The sequence below is a fragment of the Mesorhizobium sp. WSM3859 genome (assembly GCF_002295065.1).
Taxonomy (GTDB): Bacteria; Pseudomonadota; Alphaproteobacteria; order Rhizobiales; family Rhizobiaceae; genus Mesorhizobium.
The window spans coordinates 395,105-412,046 of record NZ_NSGG01000002.1 but is presented as its reverse complement, the minus strand read 5'-3'; the positions used below and the strand labels follow the sequence as shown (position 1 = coordinate 412,046).

The window sequence follows — 16,942 nt, the reverse complement described above, 5'->3', positions numbered from 1 at the left end:
GAATGCGAAGGCTCATTGCTGACGGCATCCATAACAGTCGGCCGTGATAGGCGGTTCCAATTCTGGCCTGACGGTGGACAGAAAAAGGCGAAGCTGTGACTGTGCCGCCGCTGTTGCGCTGCAGCAACAGAGGCATCAGACACCCGCCAGCAGGCCGTCGAGCGAAGGCAGGATCAGCCCTGGCGGAAAGTCGCAGTATTCATCCGGCTGGTTGGTCCGGTTGATCCAGACCGTACGGAAACCGAATTTGGTCGCGCCGGCTATGTCCCAGCGGTTCGACGACTGGAACGACACCGCTCCCGGATAAAGTCGCCAGCTCGTGACCACCATGTCGTAGACCGCGGGGTCGGTCTTGAAGCGCTTGACCTGATCGACCGAAAACACATTGTCGAGGATCTGGTCGAGCGCGGCGGATTTGACCGCGGCGTCGAGCATTTCCGGCGACCCATTGGAAAGGATCGCAAGCTTCGCGCCGGACGCCTTGAGCGCCTTCAGCACGGCGGGCACTTCCGGATAGCAATCGAGCCGCCAATAGGCTTCGAGCAGTTTCGTCCGCAGCGCCGGATCGGCCGAAGGCACCTTGCGCAGCGCGAAATCCAGCGCCTGCTCGGTCAGTTGCCAGAAGTCGGCGTAAGAGCCCATCAGCGTCCGCACCCAGGAATATTCGAGCTGCTTGGCGCGCCAGATTTCCGACAGCAACTGGCCGTCCGGCCCGATCTCGCCGGCGTGGCGGCGCACGGCGGCGTGCACGTCGAACAACGTACCATAGGCGTCGAAGACATAGGCCGCATGATGCATGGCTTAAGTTTTGGGGCGCGCGGGCCTGCCGTGCAAGCATTGATTGCAGTCAAGTGCCTCTGGCCTCAACGATTTTTCCCGATGTCGGTTGACGCCGGACGTCAAAGCATCGTCCTATGGCCGCCTGAAATCACCGGTTTGGACGACGAACATGACACTGGCGACGGCGGCGCAATCCGCGACATGGACCTATGTGGACGGCGACTGGTACGAGGGCAACGTTGCCATTCTCGGACCGCGCAGCCACGCCATGTGGCTCGGCACCAGCGTCTTCGACGGCGGCCGCTGGTTCGAAGGCGTCACGCCTGACCTCGAGCTTCACTCCGCTCGCGTCAACGCCTCGGCGACGGCGCTCGGCCTGAAGCCGTCGATGACGACGGAAGAGATCGTCGGCCTGACCTGGGACGGCCTGAAGAAGTTCGACGGCAAGACGGCAGTCTATATCAGGCCGATGTATTGGGCCGAGCATGGGGGCTATATGGGCGTGCCGGCCGATCCGGATTCGACCCGCTTCTGCCTCTGCCTCTACGAATCGCCGATGATCCCGCCATCCGGTTTCTCGGTCGGCGTCTCGCCGTTCCGGCGCCCGACCATCGAGACCATGCCGACCAACGCCAAGGCGGGCTGCCTCTATCCCAACAACGGCCGCGCCATCCTGGAGGCCAAGAACCGCGGCTTCGACAACGCGCTCGTGCTCGACATGCTGGGCAATGTCGCCGAGACCGGCACGTCCAACATCTTCCTGGTCAAGGACGGCCATGTGATGACGCCCGCCCCGAACGGCACGTTCCTGTCGGGCATCACCCGCTCGCGCACCATCAACCTGCTTGGCGACTACGGCTTCAGGACCATCGAGAAGACGCTGTCGGTTCGCGATTTTCTCGAGGCCGACGAAATCTTCTCGACCGGAAACCATTCCAAGGTCGTGCCGGTCACGCGCATCGAGAGCCGCGACCTGCAGCCCGGACCCGTGGCCAAGAAGGCGCGCGAGCTCTATTGGGACTGGGCGCATTCGACGTCCGCCGCTTGAGCCGTACGAGTTTCAGCGTTTCACGAAACGGCGACCCACTCTTTCTCTTGTGAGGCGCAATTGCGGACGGAAAACCCTTTCACACTTTTCCGCGAATTGCTCTAAAGTCGCTCGGCGCTTCATTCCGGAGTTGCCCCAACCCATTCCAGACCTATCTAAATTCGGTAGTTCACCGGATTTTTTCCTCGAGGGAGTACCATCCATGGCTTTTGAGTTGCCCGCCTTGCCCTACGACTACGAGGCGCTTCAGCCCTATATGTCGAAGGAGACGCTGGAGTATCACCACGACAAGCACCACAAGGCCTATGTCGACAACGGCAACAAGCTGGCCGCCGAGGCCGGCCTTGGCGACCTGTCGGTCGAAGACGTGGTCAAGCAGTCCTTCGGCAAGAATGCCGGGCTCTTCAACAACGCAGCCCAGCACTACAACCACATCCATTTCTGGAAATGGATGAAGAAGGGCGGCGGCGGCAACAAGCTGCCGGGCGCGCTGCAGAAGGCCGTCGACAGCGATCTCGGCGGCTATGACAAGTTCAAGGCGGATTTCATCGCTGCCGGCACCACCCAGTTCGGCTCCGGCTGGGCCTGGGTCTCGGTCAAGAACGGCAAGCTCGAAATCTCCAAGACGCCGAACGGCGAGAACCCGCTGGTGCATGGCGGCACGCCGATCCTCGGCGTCGACGTGTGGGAGCACTCCTACTACATCGACTACCGCAACGCGCGGCCGAAATATCTCGAAGCCTTCGTCGACAGCCTGATCAACTGGGACCACGTCCTGGAGATGTACGAAAAGGCCCGCGCATGACCCCGAAAATCGAAATCGATTTTCGGAAAGGTTCATGCGCAGAATCAAAGCGTTACAGCGTCCTTTGCGCGCCGAAAGGCGCGCGGCGCTGTAAAGGCTGATCGATCCTACTGAAAAGCCCCGGAAACGGGGCTTTTCTTTATCTACCAACACAGCAGATTGATCGCGGGCGGGAAAATCGTGACGGCACCGGGGGAATATTTCCATGGTCGGGTCCGTTAACGTCTGGAGCAATTCCAGGCGAGGTGTGGAACAGTTTCCGTCCGGAATTGTGCCAACGAGGAGATAGGGCATTTCGCCGTGAAACGGTGGAATGCCGTAGTCGCGAACTTTTTTCACCACGGAGCCGATTGAATGAGAAAGCTTGTCCTTGCCATCTCCATGCTCGCCTTTGCCGGTTCGGCCGCCTTTGCCGATCCGATCCAGGAGCGCCAGGCGCTGATGAAGGAGCGCGGCAAGCTCGCCGGCCAGTTGTCCAAAGTGGTCAAGGGCGAGGAGGATTTCGACGCGGCTGCCGTGCTGACGACGCTGAAGGCCCTGCAAGCCAATGCCGAGAAGTTCGATACCGAAAAGCTTTTCCCAGCCGGCTCCGACAAGGGCGACACCACGGCCGCGCCGAAGATCTGGGAAGACATGGCCGGCTTCAAGGCCGCAGAGGACAAGTTCCTGGCCAACACCAAGGAAGCGGTCGCCTCACCGCCGGGCGATGTCGATGGCCTGAAGGCGCAGCTAAACACGCTGGGCGGCGATTGCGGCGCCTGTCATCAGAGCTACAGGGTCAAGAAGGGCTGATCGCCTGATATGGCCTGGCTGAAGAAGCTCGTCGGCGCCGTCATCGTGCTTGGCGGCGCGGCCGCCGCCGCCGGCTGGGCGCTGTCGGCACCGGTCAGGCTTGACGCCGGGGCCATGGCGCAGATCGGCCCCGGCGACGCCGCCAGGGGCAAGCGCATCTTCAATGCAGGCGGCTGCACGTCATGCCATTCCAAGCCCGGCGCCCAGGGCGACGCCCGGCTGCGGCTGGCCGGCGGGCTGGAGCTCAAGACGCCATTCGGCACCTTCGTTCCGCCCAACATCTCGCAGGATCAGAAGGACGGCATCGGCGCCTGGAGCGAGGAGGACTTCGCCAACGCCATGCTGAAAGGCGTCTCGCCTTCGGGCGAGCATTTCTATCCGGCCTTTCCCTATGCGTCCTACGCGCGCATGAAGCCGGCCGACATCGCCGATCTCTACGCCTTCATGAAGTCGCTGCCGGCGGTCGCCGGCAAGGCGCCGGATCATAAGCTCTCCTTCCCCTTCACTATCCGCCGCGGCATCGGCCTGTGGAAGCTTCTTTATCTCAGTCCCGAGCCGGTGATCGCATTGCCCGACGGCACGCCCGACAAGGTGCTGGCCGGCCGCTACCTAGTCGAGGGGCCCGGCCATTGCGGCGAATGCCATACGCCGCGCGATTTCGCCGGCGGCATCAAGAAGAGCGAGTGGCTGGCCGGCGCCGTGGCGGCCGAAGGCTCGGGCGTCGTGCCCAACATCACTCCCGACGGGAAGAGCATCAAGAACTGGTCGGAAGCCGACATCGCCAACTATCTCGAAACCGGCTTCACGCCCGATTTCGATTCCGTCGGCGGCGCCATGGTCGAGGTGCAAAAGAACATGGCGCAATTGACGGCGGACGACCGCGCAGCGATCGCTGCCTATCTCAAGGCTGTCCCACCGCACCCCAACGGCTATCCGGCGCGCAAGCCCGCGAGCTAGGCCGGCTCACACTGGCGACTGCCACATTCACGCGTGGCGGTCGCCCAGGAAGTCGAAGCCGTTTTCGAAAAAGTGGTTGTAGTCGCAGGTCAGTTCCTCGCCGGGCGCGATATCGCGCAGCGCGTAGGTTTCCTCGGGCGAGGAGACGTCGCAGTTCGGCTCGTCCGAGTGGTTCATGTAACGCGCGTCGTCCGCCTCGAAGACGATGTAGTTGGGGTCGCGCCGGTCCGGATAGGAATAGCGGTCGAGATAGGACTTTATCGGCCCACTCTCGCCCTCATAAGTGTCGACGGGAATGCGCCGGTCGAACCTTGGGTCTAGTTTCCAGATCAGCGTGCCCTTTGGAATGCGGTGTTTGGCGAAGACGCCGATGCCCTGGATGGGCGATTTGTCGAGATAAACGTCGACGAGCAGCATGACGAACCTTGTGAATAAGCTGTCGGCGCGGTCCCAGGACCACGTCCAAAAAAGCAGAGCATTGCGTAACGCGAGCCCTTGTTAATTGCGAGTGGAAAATCAGGCCTTCCCGGTCACTTTCAGGGCATAGGCGTAAATGTAGGCGATCTCCTCCAGCCGCGAGAAGCGGCCCGACGCGCCGGCATGACCGGAATCCATGTTGATCTTGAACAGGACCGGGTTGCCGCCGGCCTTGCGTTCGCGCAGCCTGGCCACCCATTTCGCCGGCTCCCAGTAGGTCACGCGCGGGTCGGTCAGACCCGCCAGCGCCAGGATCGGCGGATAGTCGAGCGCCGCGACATTGTCGTAGGGCGAATAGGCCGCGATCGTCTTGTAGTCGTCGGCGGACGCGATCGGGTTGCCCCATTCCGGCCATTCCGGCGGCGTCAGCGGCAGGCTGGCGTCGAGCATGGTGGTGAGCACGTCGACGAACGGCACCTCGGCGACAATGCCACCGAAGCTTTCCGGCGCCATGTTGGCGATCGCCCCCATCAGCATGCCGCCGGCGGAGCCGCCTTGCGCGACGATGCGGTCATGCCGTGTGTAACGCTCGGCGACGAGATGGCGGGCGCAGGCGACGAAATCGGTGAAGGTGTTCATCTTCTTCGCCCGCTTGCCGTCCTCGTACCAGCCATAGCCCTTGTCCTTGCCGCCGCGCACATGCGCGATGGCATAGACGAAGCCGCGGTCGACCAGCGACAGGCAGTTGGTGTTGAAGGCCGAAGACACCGTAATGCCATAGGAGCCGTAGCCGTAGAGCAGGCAGGGCGCCGAGCCGTCGAGCGGCGTATCGCGATGGTAGAGCAGCGAGATCGGCACCAACTCGCCGTCCACGGCCGGCGCCATCAGCCGGCGCGTGACATAGTGCTCCGGATCGTGGCCGGAGGGCACTTCCTGCGTCTTCAGGAGCACGCGCTCGCGGCTGCGCATATTGTAGTCGAACACCTGCGCCGGCGTTGTCATCGACGAATAGGTGAAGCGCATCGTCTCGGTGTCATATTCGTAGGAGCCGGAAAGGCCGAGGGAGAAAGCCTCCTCGTCGAAGGAGATGAAATGCTCCTCGCCGCTGGCGCGTTCGCGCACCACGATGCGCGGCAGGCCGTCCTTGCGCTCGAGCCGCGCCATGTGATGCTTGAAGCCAAGCACCGAGAGGATCAGCCGGCCAGGTTCGTGCGGCACCAATTCCTGCCAGTTGGCGCGCACCGGATTGTCGACCGGCGCGGTCATGATCTTGAAGTCCTTGGCGCCGTCGGCGTTGGTGAGGATGAAGAAGACGTCGCCGCCTTCTTCCAGGTCGTATTGCAGCCCGGCCTCGCGCACCGCCACCAGCCTGGGCGCCGCGGATGGGTCATCGGCCGGCAGAAGCCGGTACTCGGACGTCTCATGGTCGTTGATGCCGATCATGATCCAGTCATTGGCGCGCGTGCCGCTGACATCCATGAAGAAGCCCGGATCGGTCTCCTCATAGATCAGCCGGTCGTTCTCGGGCTTGTCGCCGAGCGCGTGGAAGAACACTTTCGACGGGCGATGGTTGTCGTCGAGGCGGGTGTAGAAGAAGCCGTCATCGCCGGCATTCCAGACCCCACCGCCGCCCGTATCCGGGATCAGGTCGCCAAGTTCGGCGTCGCCGGCAAGATCGCGCACGCGCAGCGTGAAGAATTCCGAGCCCTTGTCGTCGAACGCCCAGATTAGCTTCCTGTGGTCGCTCGAATGATCGACCCCGCCGAGCCGGAAATAGGCCTTGCCCTCGGCCTCCGCGTCGCCATCGAGCAGGATTTCCTCGCTGCCGCCATCGCGCGAGGTGCGGAAATAGCGCGGCTGCTCGCCGCCCTGCTGGAAGGAAGAGCCATAGGCATAGGGGCCATCCTTCATCGGCACCGTCGAATCGTCCTCCTTGATGCGTCCCTTCATCTCGGTAAACAGCCTGCCGCGCAGATCCGCGGTGCCGGCCATCAGAACGGCCTGATAGGCGTTCTCGGCCTCGAGATGGGCGCGGATCCGGCCGTCGAGCAGGGAAGGGTCCCGGAACACGGCCTGCCAGTTCTCGGCCCGCATCCAGGCATAGTCATCGCTGCGGGTGATGCCGTGATGCGTGTCGGACACCGGATGTTTCTCGGGCGTCGGAGGGTTGGCGATCTGGAAGGCGGAAGTTCTGGTCATTACGTCTCGCTGCGGAATTTGCTTGAATGACGAATGAACACGCCGCTCAGCGGCGGTTCAAGGGGCGCGGCTCAAGATGGTCGACAGAAGCCAAGTTGAAGGGGGGAAGATGAAATCCTGTGTTTCTACCGCAATGTCTGCTGCTGTCGTCGCGGCAATGCTTGCTTTTTCCAACCAGTCTCATGCAACCGTCTTTGCCGCCTGGCAAGTGGCGGGCGTGCCGTTGGGCGACACCCTCAATGCGCGCAAGTATCCCGCCAACACATCGCAGAAACAGGCCGCGTATCCGAACGGCACCGTGCTGCAGATGACCGGCCGTTGCACAGGTGGCGTAAATCTCCTCGATATCGCCCGGCAGCCGCCCTGGAAGCAGCGTCAGGCAATCCGCTATCGCTGGTGCGAGGTCTGGCACGACCCGGCGCAGAATGGCCATTTCGTCACCGGCTGGGTCTACGGCAAATATATCGCACCTTACTGAGGGATACCGTCGCGCCGCCTTGTTGCAGCGGTCGCCAAGGCGACATCCTTGCGCTCGTTGCGCCGCAGGATTCGTTATGCTGGCACAACAGGCGCCCAAGCATTGGCCAAGCATTGAACGCCGGTTCGAGCGGCGATCGGATGTCTAACGTGCGGGTGACGCAACGTCATGGCATGCTGGTCTGACCAGAAAAATCTCGCGAAGTTACACGGTGCACGAATTTTTGAAGCTGAATCGGCAATATTTGATGAATATCGACCAATATAAATCAGTATGCGAATTGACTTACTTTCAATGCGGCGTCATTAAGATAACCGACGCGAATCGCAGAGCCTTTCCTGAATGAATTCGCGCGATGCCCGATCCTGAAAAAAGGGCGCAGTTTTAGAAACAACTCTCGTTGGGGCCTTAGCACTATGGAAATCGTCGAAACACCTTCGAAAAACGGTGATGCGCTGATCGAGCTGACTGCCGATGTCGTCGCCGCCTATGTCAGCAACAATCCGGTGCCGGTTGGGGAACTGCCGAACCTTATCGCCGACGTCCATGCCGCGTTGGGCCGCGTCGGTGGTTCGCCGGAGCAGCCGTCGGCCGAGAAGCAGAAGCCGGCCGTCAATCCCAAGCGCTCCGTCCATGACGACTACATCGTCTGTCTCGAGGACGGAAAGAAGTTCAAGTCGCTGAAGCGGCACCTGATGACCCATTACAATCTCACGCCGGAAGAATACCGTGAGAAGTGGGGCCTGGATGCCAACTATCCGATGGTCGCCCCCAATTACGCGGCTGCCCGTTCGCAGCTCGCCAAGAAGATGGGTCTGGGCCGCAAGCGCAAGGGTCGCTGATCGGCTTCAGCTCTGCAAGCAGTTCGACGGCGCCCTTGCGGCGCCGTTTTGCTTTCCGGAACAGTTCCAGGAAAAGTGCGAAGAGGTTGGGCTCGGCGACTTCGCCGTAGCCATTCCGTCCCGAATGGCGTCAGAACAAAGGGACGTCGACCCTGGATCAGGCCGTCTGCTTCAAAGCCGCTTCCGCGTCGCGCTTGATGCGCTTGACCATCGAGCGCAGGCCATTGGCGCGCTGCGGCGACAGATGCTCGTCGAGGCCGAGTTCCTTCAGCGTCGATTCAGCGTCCGTGCTCTGGATCTCGCTTGCCGGCCGGCCCGAAAACAGCGCCAGCATGATGGCGACGAGGCCGCGCACGATATGGGCGTCCGAATCGCCCTGGAAGCTGATCACCGGGTCGGCGCCCGCTCCCTGCTCGGTGGTGAGCCACACCTGGCTCACGCAGCCAGGTACCTTGTTCGCGGGCGTGCGTTCTTTCTCGGGGAAAGGCGGCAGGCCTTCGCCAAGCTCGATCACATAGCGATAGCGGTCCTCCCACTCGTCGAGCAGGGAAAAGTCGTCGCGGATCGTCTGGATCGGGGTCGTCATTGCCCGCATATAGTGGCGCGGCGCGGCCGCGTCACGGAAAAAGAAAGACGCCGCGGGCGTCGAGAGGTCGGACGGGCCCGCGGCGTAGCCGAGTAGCGGCTGAGGATTGTCTCAGTTCTTCGCCGTCAACAGCACTGGTATGTTGACCTTGGCGGGCAGCACGATTTCCTCGGCGACGCTGCCGGTGGTCATCTTGGCCGTGTCCGCAACCGTCGTCTCTGCCGCGCCTGCCTGCTCTGATTTGTCGTCGATCATGGCCGCGGCGATCTTGGCCGTTTCCTTGGCACGAACCCTGATGGTGTACATGGCCGATTTGCCGGTTTCGCAGACATCGGGCTTGCGCTCGCAGAGCCCTGCAATGTCGCCCACCGCCTCGCGCGCCGCAAAGAGCGCCTGGATCGGCCCGACGCTTTGCTGGCCGTCCTCGCCTGGGCCGACGCCGAGCGGCAGCGCCAGCAGAACCAGCGAAAACCAGAAAGCCATCCTGATCAGAAAGCCCATCTTACTTGCCTCTCGTGCGGGATGGATCGTTTATCCATCCGTGACGGATCATGCATCCATCGGCATGACCTCTTTTATGGGCACGATAATGGCACGGTCACGCAAAGGACGGCTTGCGTCGAAGCCGCGAATTTTCCTCAAATTTTAGACGAATTCGAAAGGAATTGGTTTTGAAGCGGACTTGTGTCGAATCTCATCGATAGCATTAACTTTATGATAACCATATATCACATTGTAATTATTCGATTTTATTCCAGATAGAGTTTAGCCGCATCAAGTTTGGGCCCGTTTTGGCACAGGCCTCGCGGCTAACGCGCCGTTTACCATGGCGCCAACTCGGCGTGCTTTGCGGGGCTGGCATCGCAATATTTGCCTTGGCCGGGCCGCCAGCTCCATCAGCCTTATCCATTCCTTAAACGCTGGATGCGAGTTTCAAGCCGATTGACGAGTCACCTGCCAGGCAGGGTTTTTAAGACCGGGTACGCGTGCGTTGAGTTCGATTTCAGCCAGATACGTTCAATTGCCTGGCGCGGTTGCGGCCGGCTGCGAACGCTTGGTTCACCCCACCGTGACGGGTGAGGCGGAACGCTTGCACCAGCGCCGCTTCATCGGCGTCATGCTCGCCGCGCCTTTCCTTGCCGCGGGTGCTGCGGTGACGCTGGTCACTTCGAGCCTCGGCGCGGCCGTCACCATGGCCGCCATCTTTGTCGCTTTCGGCTTGTGCTGGTTCGCCGCACTTCTGGTCGCCGCCACCGGTCACATGACGCTCGCCGGCCGCATGGCGGTGGCCTTGGGCGGCCTCGCCCTTGCCGGCGCCATAGCGGCCGCGGGCGGACTGGCCTCGCCGGTCGCGCTGCTTGGCCTCGCATTGCCGGTCGAAACCTGGTGGATTTCCGGGTCGCGGCGTGCCGCGCTGTCGAGCGTGCTGGCGGCGGTCGCCGCGATCGTTCTCCAGCCCTTTGGCGGCCAGGTCCTGCCGCTCGGCGAAATCGCCGCCTGGCACTGGCTGCTGCCGCTGGCCTGGGCCCTGACATTGTTGCCGCGTGCCGCCGCCTTCGCCAATCCCGCCGGCCTGCGGCCGGCGGGGCCGGCCGGCGATCGTCTCGAGGATGTGATCGACGCCGTCGTGCTGCGCGTCGGCCGCCAAGGCGAAGTGCTAGACGCGTCCGCCAGGGCGCGTTCGGTGCTGAAACTGGCGCCGGAACTCCTGCTCGGCACCGGCTTGTTCGACCGCGTCCATCTGTCCGACCGCGTCGCCTATCTCACCGCCTTGGCCGACATGCGCGAGGGGGCGCAGAAGCGCCGGCTTGAGCTGCGCATTCGCTTGCCGCGGGAGGGTTCCGGCGCGGCCGACAATTTCCGTCCGTTCAATCTCGACTTGATGCGCGGCGAGGCCGACCGGGACGTCTTCATGCTGGTGCTGCGCGAAAACGACGATGCCGCGGCGCTGCGCGAGGAGCTTGCGGAAGCCAGGGAGGCTGCCGCGGCCGCCGAAGTGGCCAAGGGCCGCTTCCTGGCGGTGGTCAGCCACGAGCTGCGCACGCCGCTCAACGCCATCATCGGCTTTTCCGACATGCTGCTGCATGAGATGTTCGGCGCCTTCAAGGATCCGCGCCAGAAGGAATATGTCGGCCTGGTCAGGGAGTCCGGCCAGCACCTTCTGTCCGTCGTCACCTCGATCCTCGACGTCTCGCGCATCGAGGCGGGCGCCTATGCGACCGAGCTGGAGACGTTCCGTTTCGTCGAGGCCGTCGACATGTGCCGCTCGATGATGCGGCCGCTGGCCGACGCAAAGGGCATCGTTCTTGCCACCCAGATCGCGCCGGATGCCGGCGAGATCAATGCCGATCGCCGCGCCGTGCAGCAGATCCTGATCAATCTCGCGTCGAACGCCGTCAAGTTCACGCCCGATGGCGGCAGCGTGGTGATCGGCGCCAAGCGCGTCGGCTCGCGCTTGCATTTCTGGGTGAGCGACACCGGCATCGGCATTGCCGAAGAGGATATGGCCAATCTCGGCAAGCCGTTCATGCAGATCCAGAACGACTACACGCGCCGCTTCGAGGGGACCGGGCTCGGCCTGTCGCTGGTCAAGGGCCTGGTGGCGCTGCACGACGGCACGATGTCGATCGAGAGCGCGGCGGGTGAGGGCACCACGGTGACGATCGGCCTGCCGGTGAGCGGGCCGAAGCGGCATTCCGGTGCGCAGCCCGGCGTGCTGGCCATGCCGGCGGCGAAGCCGAAGGGGGATAGAGATGGGGAGAGAAATGGCTCGCTCCGCAAAACGGCGTAAGGTCGTCGAAGCCGAGCGCGGCGTCCTTGCCGAGGGCGCGGTCGCCGTCGGTCAGCTGATCGCAACCAATCCCGTCCTGGTCGGCGGTTCGACCGCCTTCCTGGTGACACTGTTCTACGTCTCGGCCAATGCGCTCTGGTATCAGCCTTTTCCGCATACCGGCGCCTTCTTCGAGACCCGCAGCATCGAGAATTTCCCGCATACGGTCTCGGACGAGCCGGAGACCACCATCAACATCGTGCGCCAGCCGGTGGCCAAGCCGGATCCGATCGTCCAGCAGGTGCAGGGCATCCTGAAGGACCTCAACTTCTATGACGGCACGGTCGATGGTCTCACTGGACCCGCAACGCGCAAGGCGATCCAGGCCTATCAGCTGAAAGTCGGGCTGCCGGGGTCGGGTGAGATCGACGGCGCGCTGCTCGACCAGCTTGGCACCCACCAGACGACGGCGGCGATTCCACATCCAGCGCCGCGGCCAGCCGATGGCGCCGCCGACGCTTCGGCCAAGCCGCCGGTGGTCCCGGTCTCGGCCCCAGCCGATGTCGCCACGCAATCGCCCGATGCCCGCATAGTCAAGATACAGGCCGGCCTCAAGGCTTTCGGCAACAACGACATGCAGCTCGACGGCAAGGTCGGCGCCCGCACCAAGGCTGCGATCAAGGAATTCCAGGCCTTGTTCGGCCTGCCCGAGACCGGCGAGCCGGACGAGGCAGTCTATGTCAAGATGCGCGAGATCGGCCTGACAAACTGAGCGGCCGCAATGCCAATCTAGTTTTGGGCTGCGCGTTCAGCCTTTAGAGCGCGGAAGAAGGCATTGCGGTCCACGCTCTGGCCTTCACCGCTCGCCATGCCTTCAGCATATGCACACTTGAGCTGATTCAGTTCATGGTCGGTTAGGGGTCGGATTGTTGCTTCCATGCGCAACGATAGCATTATCCGGTGCATTTACGAAATTTGCCAATTGTCGAAGCCGGCGCCGCCCCTCATCTGCCTGCCGGCATCTTCTCCCCGTGAACGGGGAGAAGCGGCTGGCCGCGGCGCCGGCGCTCTTCCTGCAACTTCTGAGATTGGCGAAATCGTCAGCGCAAGCTTCTTTCTCCCCGTCACTATACGGGGAGAAATGCCCGGCAGGGCAATGAGGGGCAGCGCCGACCTGTCAGGCAAAGCAACACCACCGCCAACACCACCGCCAGGGAACGCGCGCGACCCCAGCAATCCAAACCTGTCGCTGCCCGGCGCTCGCGGACAAGCCGGAATCTCGTTAAACAATCGGCATGACATCCGGAAACTACCCATGCGCGTAACCACCGATCTTTGGGTTTCGGCCCTTCTGCGCCGTGTCTTCGGCGCCGGCGGTTTTGCCGCCGTGGTAAAGCGCGGCGCCACCGAGGCGGGCGCCGTCTTCGTGCTGTCGCGCGGGCGGATGGGGGAGGTTGCCCTCTATGGGCCGGCGCCGCAGACGAGCTACGATTCGGCGAAGCCGGATGAGCGCTTCTTCACCTTGCTTGGTGCTGGCGAGGATGGCTCGGCGTTGGATGCGCGGCTGGAGCGGGAGAAGAAATTCGATCCCGACATCTGGGTGGTCGAGATCGAGGCGGGAGCCGTTCCGGTTGAAGAGCTTCTTTCGGTGAAGGCCGACTAGGGCGTCCCATGGGACCGGAATCGCGATGAGAGCAAGAGCGCCGGGCGAGAAGGTTCATCATGCCGCTTCCCCCTTGTGGACGGGAAACCGGGCAGCGAAGACTTCCTTGGCTGCAAACAGCCCGTTGAGCGCCGCAGGAAAGCCGGCATAAACCGTCATCTGGATGATGGTTTCGATAATTTCGTCCTTGGTCAGTCCGACATTGAGCCCGGCCTCGATATGGACTTTCAGTTGCGGGGTCGCGGTTCCCATCGCTGTCAGCGCCGCGATGGTCGCGATCTCACGGGCGCGCAGATCGAGGCCGGGGCGGCTGTAGATGTCGCCAAACGAGAACTCGAACACGTAGTTCGCGAAGTCGGGGGCAATGTCGGCCAGGGCGGCAATGACATTGTGGCCCGCTTCACCGTCGATTTCAGCGAGCGCCCGCTTGCCGCGTTCCAGCCGGCTTTCGCTGACGTTCGGGGATTGATGCGTCATAGTCCTTCATCCTCTTTTCAACGCCGGCATATCCGGCAATCTTGGTGTCGAGGACGAGAAGGCAGGCTTGCAGTTTGGCCACATGCGCACGCACACGCTCACGGTGCTGCTCGAGCAACGCGCCGCGCTCCGCTTCTGTGTCGACGCCGCGCTCCCGCAAGGCCGCGTAACGCAGCATTTCCCGAATAGGCATCCCGGTCGTTTTAAGGCGGTCGAGAAATTCTATCCAGGTCAGGATTGATGCGTCGTAGTCACGTTGGCCCGATTGGTTCCTGTCGGCATGGGGAAGCAGCCCGATCCGCTCATAGTAACGGATGGTGTAGGCAGACAATCCCGAACGCTTCGCCAGCTCGCCAATCTTCATCAACGCCCTTCTTTCGTCACGACGCGCATAAAGCTACGAGTTAGAGTGCGCTCTAAGTCAAGAGGCGTTTGTCACTTCGTCGTGTCGCGGAAATGCTAAAGGTTCGCGACAACATGCTAAAGCGCGTCCCCTGGATTCTTTCAGCGCGAGGAGCTTCAAGCCGGTCAGGATGCCTTGAGGCTGGAACTCGCGTCGTCGCCGTTCGAAGCGTCGCGTCGCTCCACTGTAGTCGTGTCGGCCGCTTTGTCGCGGATGGACCGCGAAAGGGCCTCGGCCTTCCAGGCGCGCACCTTGTCCAGCGCCGCCTCACGGTGCAGCAGCCGGTAGCGGTCGAGGAACAGCCGGATCGCCTGCGGATGCGGGAACTCGCTGGGATAGACCGCGACCGCGATCAGGAAGGCCCTGTCCTCGCTGAGGTCGAGGGCGCGCAGCGCCGTAAGCAGTGCGGCATAACCCGACTGCCCGGTCACCGCGCGGGCGGTCGCGAAGTCGATCTCCAGCGCATCGGCAAGCGCGGTCTGGAAGAAGGCCGCGTTGCCGGTCAGCGCCGTCTCGCGCAGCCTCACATAAGCTGGCTGACCGAGGAAGGTATTGACGTCGGCGGCGTCGGCGGCCGGGCGCATCATCGAGCGCAGGCGGCGCCGCGCGTTATCAGCCGCTTCGCCGGATGCAGCACGGTCGGCGTCCGCCTTGGCAGCGGGCTCCGGTCTCGGCGTGAGCTTCGTGATCGTGTCAGGCGGCGGCGTCTTGACCAGTGTCGGTCTTTCCAGCGCGCGGATCAGGTCGGCGATCGTCGGGTTGAGCTCCTTGCGGCGCGCTATGGCGCGCGCATGCGGCAGCCCATGCCGACCGATCAGCGCGATGAGGTCGATGTCGCTCAGCGCGTCGGAGCGGGTGAGCAGGGGTGCCGCGATCTCGACCGGCTCCTCGGCCAGCCGCCGCACCAGCGCGGTCGGCGCATATTCGCATTCGGAAAGGGCCGCGGCGACATAGCGGCGCGACTCGACCGAGACTTCGTCGAACAGCGGCAGCGTCAGATCCTCGAGCTGGGCGATCTCGCGGCGCGAGGGGCGCGTCAGCGAGCAGAAGGCCGAGACCGCGGCGCGGAACAGCCTTTCGGCCTTTCCCGCTTCGGTCCGGATAGCGATTTGCCTGAAATCCGAAGATGACACGGAGGATACGCCCGACACTCGACACAACTCCTGAACCGCGCAATCCGGCCGGGCCGGTTTCGCATCTTCAGGAAAACAAACATCAAATTAGCCGCGATCCGTTAGCGCTCCGTTAACCCTCTACGCCCCTTAATCAACTTTGGAGGCGTTGCGTTGTGCTCCGGTCAAACCGAGAGGAATGCGCGAACCATGGGCATGGTCCTGTCTTTTGTGCCGCGAACGGCACCTGTAAATCGAGCAAGTCACGACACCGCTACGGCGGCGGCGGCGGTCATCATTTTCCCCGGCGTCCGTTATGAGTTGCACCCGCAGGCCGATGCGGCCCGGCCCGGCGACAGCGGCTCCGGCAGGCCAGGCTCCCCGCCGCCCGCCAAGCCGCATCACTGAACGGGCTCGCCTGTCTCAGTAGTCCTGCAAATTGCAGGTGCTCTGCTCGAGGAAGCGCGACACGATCGGCTTCCAGCTCTCGTCCGGCACGAAGGCGCGGACGACGAAAATGCCTTCCTCGATCGGCGCCTCGACAAAGATCGCACCTTGCAGATCCTCCGGAAGGTCGCGCCGCACATCGATCATCTGCGCCGGCGTCAGTACCACCGTATCGAGTTTCTCGCCATTGGCGTTGTGGTCGTTGAAGGAATAGATGTTGTGGCCGCTGCGGTCATAGACCGAGGCCGACCAGAACGGCACGTCGCCCGGCGCCTTGATCCGCACCAGGCCGTCGGCAAGGTTGAAGCGACAGGCAGCGGCATAAAACAGCGGATCGACCGATTTCACCACCGGCGCGCCGCCGGCTTCGGCATCAAGCCGCGTCATCTTGTAGAGGTCGGAGGCCATCGCCAGCCGCGACCAGGCATCGCGTTCGGAAAATTCCGGCACCAGGAACAGCACAACGATATGCACGATGCCGGCGCCGAGCAGGCCGAGGATCAGAGCATGCAGCAGCCTACGCATTGCAGCCCGCCTTCAGGATGCGCGGCAGCGTCACATCGGAGAGGCCGGTGCTCGAGGCTATCGGCGTGTCGTAGAAGGTCAGCACGAAATACATCTTGCCGGATCCGCCGGTGAGCAGCCAGTTGCCGGGGGCCGGGCGATTGCCGACCGAAATGACAACGGAATTGTCGGGCCGGCGCAGCACTTCGTAGGACTGCAGCGCCGCCTGCCTCGGCTTGCCGGTATCGATCACGCCAAGCGACTGGTCGGCGGCATAGAGCGTCCAGAAGCGGGCGGTGGGATAACCGCCTTCGATCGTGTAGGTGCATTCGCGCTTCAGCGGCTCGCCGGCGTCATCACGCTCGGCGACGAAGGCCAGCCCCTCGGCCCGGCCGAGCGCCAGCACGCCCTCGCGCGCCACGCGCGCCTTGGAATAAGGGTCGGCGGCTAAAGTCCCGACTTCGGGGAAGGCGGTCCATTGGCCGATGCGGATCGCCCCGACGCCGTCCTGCGCGTTGAGCGCATACCAGACGCTGTAGCCGCCAAGCCCAATGGCTATGGCAAGCGAAAGCAGCGTCAGGATGGCGTTCTTGAGCATGAGAGCCGCAAACAGAGGAGGTTGTCCGGGATATCGCGGCGCGGGGTGCCGTGGCAAGCCGGCT

At 63.1% G+C, this 16,942-nt stretch carries 19 protein-coding genes; 9 read left to right on the top strand and 10 right to left on the bottom strand.

The window, feature by feature from the left end:
* Positions 1-135: 135 nt before the first annotated feature.
* Entirely contained in the window at positions 136-798 is a 663-nt protein-coding gene (locus tag CK230_RS05845) for a haloacid dehalogenase type II (protein ID WP_095816221.1), read from the bottom strand.
* A gap of 151 nt (positions 799-949) precedes the next feature.
* Here CK230_RS05845 and CK230_RS05840 point away from each other — a divergent pair, with 151 nt between their 5' ends.
* From CK230_RS05840 to CK230_RS05825, 4 genes are all read left to right on the top strand, one after another.
* Positions 950-1,828 (top strand): branched-chain amino acid aminotransferase, encoded by an 879-nt coding sequence (locus CK230_RS05840; RefSeq protein WP_095816445.1) that lies wholly within the window; start codon positions 950-952, stop codon positions 1,826-1,828.
* A 202-nt stretch (positions 1,829-2,030) separates the two neighbouring features.
* The gene (locus CK230_RS05835) at positions 2,031-2,633 is read left to right on the top strand and encodes a superoxide dismutase (protein WP_095816220.1); all 603 of its coding nucleotides are present in this window, start codon (positions 2,031-2,033) and stop codon (positions 2,631-2,633) included.
* A 354-nt stretch (positions 2,634-2,987) separates the two neighbouring features.
* Complete coding sequence (locus tag CK230_RS05830; protein ID WP_095816219.1) at positions 2,988-3,425, top strand: cytochrome c; 438 nt, start codon at positions 2,988-2,990, stop codon at positions 3,423-3,425.
* Between the two features lie 9 nt (positions 3,426-3,434).
* The gene (locus tag CK230_RS05825) at positions 3,435-4,382 is read left to right on the top strand and encodes a cytochrome c (RefSeq protein ID WP_095816218.1); all 948 of its coding nucleotides are present in this window, start codon (positions 3,435-3,437) and stop codon (positions 4,380-4,382) included.
* 27 nt (positions 4,383-4,409) lie between these two features.
* Here the strand turns inward: CK230_RS05825 and CK230_RS05820 are convergent, their stop codons facing one another.
* Both CK230_RS05820 and CK230_RS05815 read right to left on the bottom strand, forming a co-directional pair.
* On the bottom strand, positions 4,410-4,799 hold the full coding sequence (locus CK230_RS05820) for an SET domain-containing protein-lysine N-methyltransferase (protein ID WP_095816217.1): 390 nt from the start codon (positions 4,797-4,799) through the stop codon (positions 4,410-4,412).
* Positions 4,800-4,898: 99 nt separating this feature from the next.
* Positions 4,899-6,998, bottom strand: coding sequence for a S9 family peptidase (locus CK230_RS05815; protein WP_095816216.1), 2,100 nt, complete (start codon positions 6,996-6,998; stop codon positions 4,899-4,901).
* 76 nt (positions 6,999-7,074) lie between these two features.
* Here CK230_RS05815 and CK230_RS05810 point away from each other — a divergent pair, with 76 nt between their 5' ends.
* Both CK230_RS05810 and CK230_RS05805 read left to right on the top strand, forming a co-directional pair.
* The gene (locus CK230_RS05810) at positions 7,075-7,476 is read left to right on the top strand and encodes an SH3 domain-containing protein (protein ID WP_245429832.1); all 402 of its coding nucleotides are present in this window, start codon (positions 7,075-7,077) and stop codon (positions 7,474-7,476) included.
* A gap of 416 nt (positions 7,477-7,892) precedes the next feature.
* Positions 7,893-8,318, top strand: coding sequence for a MucR family transcriptional regulator (locus CK230_RS05805; protein WP_027164827.1), 426 nt, complete (start codon positions 7,893-7,895; stop codon positions 8,316-8,318).
* A 157-nt stretch (positions 8,319-8,475) separates the two neighbouring features.
* Here CK230_RS05805 and CK230_RS05800 read toward each other — a convergent pair whose 3' ends face one another.
* The gene (locus tag CK230_RS05800) at positions 8,476-8,904 is read right to left on the bottom strand and encodes a SufE family protein (RefSeq protein WP_095816214.1); all 429 of its coding nucleotides are present in this window, start codon (positions 8,902-8,904) and stop codon (positions 8,476-8,478) included.
* Between the two features lie 111 nt (positions 8,905-9,015).
* Positions 9,016-9,405, bottom strand: coding sequence for a DUF5330 domain-containing protein (locus CK230_RS05795; RefSeq protein ID WP_095816213.1), 390 nt, complete (start codon positions 9,403-9,405; stop codon positions 9,016-9,018).
* 553 nt (positions 9,406-9,958) lie between these two features.
* Between CK230_RS05795 and CK230_RS05790 the strand changes: the two genes are divergently transcribed.
* From CK230_RS05790 to CK230_RS05775, 3 genes are all read left to right on the top strand, one after another.
* Positions 9,959-11,695, top strand: coding sequence for a PAS domain-containing sensor histidine kinase (locus CK230_RS05790; RefSeq protein WP_095816444.1), 1,737 nt, complete (start codon positions 9,959-9,961; stop codon positions 11,693-11,695).
* Positions 11,670-12,446: a peptidoglycan-binding protein gene (locus CK230_RS05785; RefSeq protein WP_095816212.1), complete on the top strand. Its 777-nt coding sequence runs from the start codon at positions 11,670-11,672 to the stop codon at positions 12,444-12,446. The genes CK230_RS05790 and CK230_RS05785 overlap by 26 nt, the downstream gene beginning before the upstream one ends.
* Before the next feature lie 543 nt (positions 12,447-12,989).
* Positions 12,990-13,337, top strand: coding sequence for a DUF1491 family protein (locus CK230_RS05775; RefSeq protein ID WP_095816211.1), 348 nt, complete (start codon positions 12,990-12,992; stop codon positions 13,335-13,337).
* A 57-nt stretch (positions 13,338-13,394) separates the two neighbouring features.
* On the opposite strand, the gene CK230_RS05770 is transcribed toward CK230_RS05775, so the two are convergent.
* From CK230_RS05770 to CK230_RS05745, 5 genes are all read right to left on the bottom strand, one after another.
* Positions 13,395-13,814: a carboxymuconolactone decarboxylase family protein gene (locus CK230_RS05770; RefSeq protein WP_095816210.1), complete on the bottom strand. Its 420-nt coding sequence runs from the start codon at positions 13,812-13,814 to the stop codon at positions 13,395-13,397.
* Positions 13,750-14,178 (bottom strand): MerR family transcriptional regulator, encoded by a 429-nt coding sequence (locus tag CK230_RS05765; RefSeq protein WP_095816209.1) that lies wholly within the window; start codon positions 14,176-14,178, stop codon positions 13,750-13,752. The genes CK230_RS05770 and CK230_RS05765 overlap by 65 nt, the downstream gene beginning before the upstream one ends.
* A gap of 164 nt (positions 14,179-14,342) precedes the next feature.
* Positions 14,343-15,350 (bottom strand): DUF2336 domain-containing protein, encoded by a 1,008-nt coding sequence (locus tag CK230_RS05760; protein WP_095816443.1) that lies wholly within the window; start codon positions 15,348-15,350, stop codon positions 14,343-14,345.
* Between the two features lie 402 nt (positions 15,351-15,752).
* Entirely contained in the window at positions 15,753-16,301 is a 549-nt protein-coding gene (locus CK230_RS05750; RefSeq protein ID WP_095816207.1) for a DUF1254 domain-containing protein, read from the bottom strand.
* Positions 16,294-16,878: a DUF1214 domain-containing protein gene (locus CK230_RS05745; RefSeq protein ID WP_095816206.1), complete on the bottom strand. Its 585-nt coding sequence runs from the start codon at positions 16,876-16,878 to the stop codon at positions 16,294-16,296. Before CK230_RS05745 ends, CK230_RS05750 begins: the two co-directional genes overlap by 8 nt.
* Between the last annotated feature and the right edge of the window lie 64 nt (positions 16,879-16,942).

Coding starts and splice junctions, on each gene's coding strand:
- CK230_RS05845 (WP_095816221.1), bottom strand. CDS start 798: ATGCATCATGCGGCCTATGTCTTCGACGCCTATGGTACGTTGTTCGAC.
- CK230_RS05840 (WP_095816445.1), top strand. CDS start 950: ATGACACTGGCGACGGCGGCGCAATCCGCGACATGGACCTATGTGGAC.
- CK230_RS05835 (WP_095816220.1), top strand. CDS start 2,031: ATGGCTTTTGAGTTGCCCGCCTTGCCCTACGACTACGAGGCGCTTCAG.
- CK230_RS05830 (WP_095816219.1), top strand. CDS start 2,988: ATGAGAAAGCTTGTCCTTGCCATCTCCATGCTCGCCTTTGCCGGTTCG.
- CK230_RS05825 (WP_095816218.1), top strand. CDS start 3,435: ATGGCCTGGCTGAAGAAGCTCGTCGGCGCCGTCATCGTGCTTGGCGGC.
- CK230_RS05820 (WP_095816217.1), bottom strand. CDS start 4,799: ATGCTGCTCGTCGACGTTTATCTCGACAAATCGCCCATCCAGGGCATC.
- CK230_RS05815 (WP_095816216.1), bottom strand. CDS start 6,998: ATGACCAGAACTTCCGCCTTCCAGATCGCCAACCCTCCGACGCCCGAG.
- CK230_RS05810 (WP_245429832.1), top strand. CDS start 7,075: ATGGTCGACAGAAGCCAAGTTGAAGGGGGGAAGATGAAATCCTGTGTT.
- CK230_RS05805 (WP_027164827.1), top strand. CDS start 7,893: ATGGAAATCGTCGAAACACCTTCGAAAAACGGTGATGCGCTGATCGAG.
- CK230_RS05800 (WP_095816214.1), bottom strand. CDS start 8,904: ATGACGACCCCGATCCAGACGATCCGCGACGACTTTTCCCTGCTCGAC.
- CK230_RS05795 (WP_095816213.1), bottom strand. CDS start 9,405: ATGGGCTTTCTGATCAGGATGGCTTTCTGGTTTTCGCTGGTTCTGCTG.
- CK230_RS05785 (WP_095816212.1), top strand. CDS start 11,670: ATGGCTCGCTCCGCAAAACGGCGTAAGGTCGTCGAAGCCGAGCGCGGC.
- CK230_RS05775 (WP_095816211.1), top strand. CDS start 12,990: ATGCGCGTAACCACCGATCTTTGGGTTTCGGCCCTTCTGCGCCGTGTC.
- CK230_RS05770 (WP_095816210.1), bottom strand. CDS start 13,814: ATGACGCATCAATCCCCGAACGTCAGCGAAAGCCGGCTGGAACGCGGC.
- CK230_RS05765 (WP_095816209.1), bottom strand. CDS start 14,178: ATGAAGATTGGCGAGCTGGCGAAGCGTTCGGGATTGTCTGCCTACACC.
- CK230_RS05750 (WP_095816207.1), bottom strand. CDS start 16,301: ATGCGTAGGCTGCTGCATGCTCTGATCCTCGGCCTGCTCGGCGCCGGC.
- CK230_RS05745 (WP_095816206.1), bottom strand. CDS start 16,878: ATGCTCAAGAACGCCATCCTGACGCTGCTTTCGCTTGCCATAGCCATT.